Here is a 4,909-nt window from a genome sequence, read left to right on the forward strand (position 1 = left end):
CATCAAGCCGCTGCATATCGAGCAGCCCGAGGGCGCGAGCTTCAAGGTCGACGGCTGGAAGGTCGATTGGCAGAAATGGAGTTTTAGCGTCGGCTTCACGCCGCGTGAGGGACTGGTGCTGCATCAGCTCGCCTACCAGGATGGGATACGGAAGCGGTCGCTGATCCATCGCGCCAGCGTCACCGAGATGGTGGTGCCCTATGCTGATCCGACCGCCAACCATTTCTGGAAGTCGGCCTTCGATGCCGGCGAATACGGGCTCGGCATGCTCGCCAACGCGCTTGAGCTCGGCTGCGACTGCCTCGGCAACATTCACTATTTCGACGTGCCGGCCGCCGACAACAGGGGCGAGCCCTTCGTCATGCAGAACGCCATCTGCATGCATGAAGAAGACTACGGAATTGCCTGGAAACACTACGAATTCCGCAACGGCCTGTTCGAGGTTCGGCGCTCGCGGCGGCTCGTGATCTCATTCTTCGCCACCGTCGGCAATTACGACTACGGCTTCTACTGGTATCTCTACCAGGATGGCACGATCCAGCTCGAGACGAAGCTCACCGGCATCATCCAGACCGCCGCCGTGCCATCAGGCGAGACGTACAAATGGGGCGGCATGGTCGACGACAATCTGGGCGGGCCGACGCATCAGCACTTCTTCAACGTGCGCCTGCACATGGATCTCGACGGCGGCGGCAACACCGTCACCGAGCACGATTTCGTGCCGCGTCCCTGGGGCCACGACAATCCGCACGGCAACGCCTTCGACACCACCACGCGCGTGCTGTCGCGTGAACGCGACGCCGCGGCCATCGCCAATGGCGAGACCGGCCGGTTCTGGAAGATCAGCAATCCTAACGAGACCAATTCGGTCGGCAACGCACCGGCCTACAAGCTCGTGGTCAATCCGAGCCCGCTGATGCTGGCGCAGGAGGGCAGTTATGTGCGCAAGCGCGGCGGCTTTGCCACCAAGCACGTCTGGGTCACCGCGTTCGACAAGGATGAGAAATACGCCAGCGGCGACTATCCCAACGTCCATGCCGGCGGCGACGGCCTGCCGCGCTATGCCGCGCAGAACCGCAACATCGAGAACACGGATATCGTGGTGTGGCACTCGTTCGGCCACACCCATATCTGCAAGCCCGAGGACTTTCCGATCATGCCGGTCGAATATGCCGGCTTCATGCTGAAGCCGACCGGTTTCTTTTCGGCCAATGCCGCCGGCGACATTCCGCCTGATCGTAACAGCCGCAGCGTGCTGGCCGGTGAGGAGAAGGGCGGCGGCAGCTCATGCTGCCACAAAAGCTAGACCGTCGGCGGGTAGTAGAGAAACTCGATCATCAGGCAGCCGTCGCGGGTGAAGAACGGTCCATGCTCGACATGGGCCGGCCTCACGGCATAGGTGCCAGCCTCCAGTCGCCGCGATTCCTGCGGCTCGGTGCCGATCGAAAGCGTGCCCGAAATCAGAAAGACCTCCTCGCACCAATCGTGCGAGACCGGATGGTCCACCGACGCGCCGGCCGCCCAGCGTGACACGCGCGTCACGGCGCCCGCATGGCTAGCGTGATCGAAGCGGCCAGACAGGATCTTTTCCTCAACCCCGACATAGCCAGGGACGGCCCGCCATCCATCCTCGGCCAGCGCGTTGAAAAACTCCTTGTGGTCCTTCATGAACCCACCGAAGCCGGGCTCCGCCATGAAAATCATCTCCCGCGCCGACACTGACACGGGGCCGACCTTACAGCAGGTGAACAGCGTTTCCCACGTGGAGCTGCAGAGCAGGGATGTCCCGGAAGGGGGCGGCTTCACCTCGCCGCTAGTTCGGCGTCGCTCGCTGACACGTCGACCGACGCCGGGCCGGCAACCAGGCTGTCGAGGTCGACCAGCAACAGATCGGCGATGTGCGTGAGCTGGTGCAGAGGAATGCTGATCTCACCGCTCTCGGCACGCGACACGAACTCGGGCGAGACGCCGATGAGGTTCGCGATCTGGCTCTCGGTATAACCACGCGCCTCGCGCGCACCCCGGACCTGCGCGCCAATATGCCGCCTGTGCAGAGCCTGCTCCTCCTCGGTCATCATGAGGGCCTGCTCGTCCTGGCTCGCAACGCCGTCCGCGAAGGCGACGCCGAGCAGCCGCCGCTTCTGCCATGCGACACGACAGGTCTTTCGCAGCCCGTCGGCAAAGATCAGCGTTGCCTCCTTCGGAAACGACAGCGACCAGTCGAGCTTCAGTCTTGCGCCCGTGCCTGACACGTCCGAGATCGTGCAGGGGATGCTGACGATGCCCCTGGCGCCGTCAAACTCGATGATTCCCGTCCTCGCCGTGGATTGCCTGGTCGCCGCGCGCAATTCGCTCATGGACGTCGAACTCCGGGTGCCCAGCACGCGCCGGCACAGAACGTTGCGGTGCGTTCAGCAAATGAATGAAGTATCCCGCAGCTGAATTTACCTCCGGGGTTCCTCAGGCTCAATCGAGCCTGACGGGCATGGTAAAGGATTCGTTCTCCGCGCTCGCTTTCGATGTCGCCGGATGTCCCATCCGGTCGATCGATCGCGCGCGTCTAGAAGGATTCCAGATCGGGGGCACACGCACGTTGGCTCGCGCATGGGCGCATTCGCCGCATCTGCTGCGCACCGCTCTGGAGAAATTCTAACGCTGTTCCTATCGCACTCCGAAATCGCCTGCGTTAGGGCGGGGCTTCAAGAACGATACCGGCAAAGCCGGCAGTGCGTGGGGCCTCGCAAGACGTGACAGACTTCCAACTTCATTCGCGTTCCGACACGCGTCTTCATCAGCTTCGAGTGCTCTTCTTCGGCGCCGTCAGCGCATTGTCTCTCGTCGTCCCCTTCGGTGCCGTGCAGGCGCAGACGCAAATTCCCGCGGTCTCCGTTGAAGCGCCGGCTCAGCGCACCCGTCCTGCGGCGGTTGCTTCGTCGCAAAGATCGGCAACGACGCGCAGCCCCCGCATTAATCGGCGCGCTCCCGCGCAGCAAGCCGCCGCAACCCAGTCGGCTTCGAACGGCGCCACCGGTGAACGCGCCAACGGTCCGGTGCGCGGGTTCGTCGCCACGCGAAGCGGCACCGCCACGAAGACCGATACGCCGCTGATCGAAACGCCGCAGTCGGTGTCCGTCGTCACCACCGACCAGGTCAGGAACCAGGGCGCCGTCTCGATCGGCGAAGCGTTGCGCTACACCGCGGGCGTCAGCGGCGACGTCAATGGCGGTTCGGACACCCGCTTCGGCGCCCTCCAGATCCGCGGCTTCGACACCACCATGTCGGGCCTCTACGTCGACGGCCTGCGAATCCCCTCCAGCAACTACGTTCATTTCAACGGCCTTGATCCCTACGGCGCCGAGCGCCTCGAGGTCCTCAAGGGGCCGTCCTCGGCGATGTATGGCGGCAGCGGCACCGGCGGCATCCTCAACTACGTGACCAAGCTGCCGACCGCGCAGCAGTTCGGCGAGGTCTCGGTCTCCGGCAGCAGCTTCAATCGCTATCAGGGCCAGTTCGACATGGGTGGCCCCGCCAACAAGGAAGGCACCGTGCTGTGGCGCCTGACCGGCGTCGTCCGTGACGGAGAGACCCAGGTCGACTTCACCAAGGACAACCGCGTCTTCATCGCGCCGGCCGTCACCTTCAAGCCGAACGAGGACACGACGATCACGATCCTCGCCAACTACCAGAGGGACCGGGCAGGGTGGGGCCTTCAGTTCCTGCCGGCCTCGGGCACCGTGTGGCCGAACAACGGCCGCACCATCCCGGTCTCGTTCTTCGCGGGCGTGCCGAGCTTCAACGCGTTCAACACCGAGATCGCAACCGCCGGCTACCAGCTCTCGCACGATTTCACCGACAACATCACGTTCCGGCAGAACCTGCGCTACGCYTATCAGCACAACGAGGAAAAGACCTTCTACGGCACGGGATATACCGACGAGGCGGCAGGGCAGCTGGGGCGTTTCGGCAGCTACAGCAACTCCTACATCAACTCCTTCGCGGTGGATAACCAGCTCCAGGGCAAGTTCGCCACCGGCATCCTCAGCCATACCACGCTGGTCGGGCTCGATTATCGCACCACCACGTTCCGCGACACCGCCTTTGCCGTCTCGACGTCGGCGCCGGAGATCAACGTCTTCAACCCGGTCTACAGCTATGACTGGACCATCGGCGACATGTACGACAACAAAGGCGTCAAGCAGTCGCAGCTCGGCCTCTATGCGCAGGACCAGATCAAGCTCGGTCGGCTGTCGTTCCAGCTCGGCGGCCGCCAGGATTTCGTGACGACGCAGCTCGACAGCAATCTCCCCACCACCAATACGTCGGCCTCGAAGGATGCCTCGGCCTTCACCGGCCGCGCCGCCGTGATGTACAATTTCGACAACGGCATCGCGCCGTATTTCAGCTATTCCGAGTCGTTTCTGCCCGTGCTCGCGACCGGTCCGTCCGGACAGATGCTCAATCCCGAAACCGGCGTCCAGTACGAGGTCGGCGTCAAGTACCAGCCGATCGGCTGGAACGCGCTGTTCACCTTCGCCGCCTTCGACCTGACGCGCGACAATGTCGTCACCTTTGTGCCTGGGGCTACCTTTGCCGAACAGACCGGTCAGGTGAAATCGCGCGGCGTCGAGCTCGAAGGCACGATGTCGCTGGCCGACGGCTGGAACCTGCGCGCCGCCTATGCCTATGTCGATGCCATGGTCACGCAGGATCCGGTGAATGTCGGCAAGGCGCCGGTCACCGTGCCGCTCAACCGCGCCTCGCTGTGGAGCGACTATACCCTTCAGGGCGGTCCACTCGCTGGTCTCCAGTTCGGCGGCGGTATCCGCTACGTCGGCGCGACCTGGGGCGATGATTCCAACACGTTCAAGGTGGGAGCCTCGACCGTGCTGGATGCGCTGCTTGCCTACAC

The 4,909-nt window shown here is 63.6% G+C and carries 5 protein-coding genes; 3 read left to right on the forward strand and 2 right to left on the reverse strand.

What is annotated here, in order from left to right; translation table 11 throughout:
- Positions 1-1,306, forward strand: a 1,306-nt coding sequence (locus AC1D00_RS26705; RefSeq protein ID WP_477012711.1) for a primary-amine oxidase, incomplete at its 5' end; no start/stop codon positions are given.
- On the opposite strand, the gene AC1D00_RS26710 is transcribed toward AC1D00_RS26705, so the two are convergent.
- On the reverse strand, positions 1,303-1,695 hold the full coding sequence (locus AC1D00_RS26710; protein WP_477012712.1) for a cupin domain-containing protein: 393 nt from the start codon (positions 1,693-1,695) through the stop codon (positions 1,303-1,305). The two genes, AC1D00_RS26705 and AC1D00_RS26710, sit on opposite strands and share 4 nt — an antisense overlap.
- Positions 1,696-1,802: 107 nt before the next feature.
- The gene (locus AC1D00_RS26715) at positions 1,803-2,357 is read right to left on the reverse strand and encodes a helix-turn-helix domain-containing protein (protein WP_477012713.1); all 555 of its coding nucleotides are present in this window, start codon (positions 2,355-2,357) and stop codon (positions 1,803-1,805) included.
- A gap of 65 nt (positions 2,358-2,422) precedes the next feature.
- On the opposite strand from AC1D00_RS26715, the gene AC1D00_RS26720 reads away from it, so the two are divergent.
- Together AC1D00_RS26720 and AC1D00_RS26725 are read left to right on the forward strand one after the other, a co-directional pair.
- Positions 2,423-2,653 (forward strand): hypothetical protein, encoded by a 231-nt coding sequence (locus AC1D00_RS26720; protein ID WP_477012714.1) that lies wholly within the window; start codon positions 2,423-2,425, stop codon positions 2,651-2,653.
- 397 nt (positions 2,654-3,050) lie between these two features.
- On the forward strand, positions 3,051-4,909 hold a 1,859-nt coding region (locus AC1D00_RS26725; protein ID WP_477012715.1), incomplete at its 3' end, for a TonB-dependent siderophore receptor.

Source organism: Bradyrhizobium sp. P2_E8, assembly GCF_056403875.1.

What these genes read in the sequence shown, in the direction of transcription:
- AC1D00_RS26715 (WP_477012713.1), bottom strand. Translation starts at nt 2,357, where the DNA reads ATGAGCGAATTGCGCGCGGCGACCAGGCAATCCACGGCGAGGACGGGA.
- AC1D00_RS26710 (WP_477012712.1), bottom strand. Translation starts at nt 1,695, where the DNA reads ATGGCGGAGCCCGGCTTCGGTGGGTTCATGAAGGACCACAAGGAGTTT.
- AC1D00_RS26720 (WP_477012714.1), top strand. Translation starts at nt 2,423, where the DNA reads ATGAAGTATCCCGCAGCTGAATTTACCTCCGGGGTTCCTCAGGCTCAA.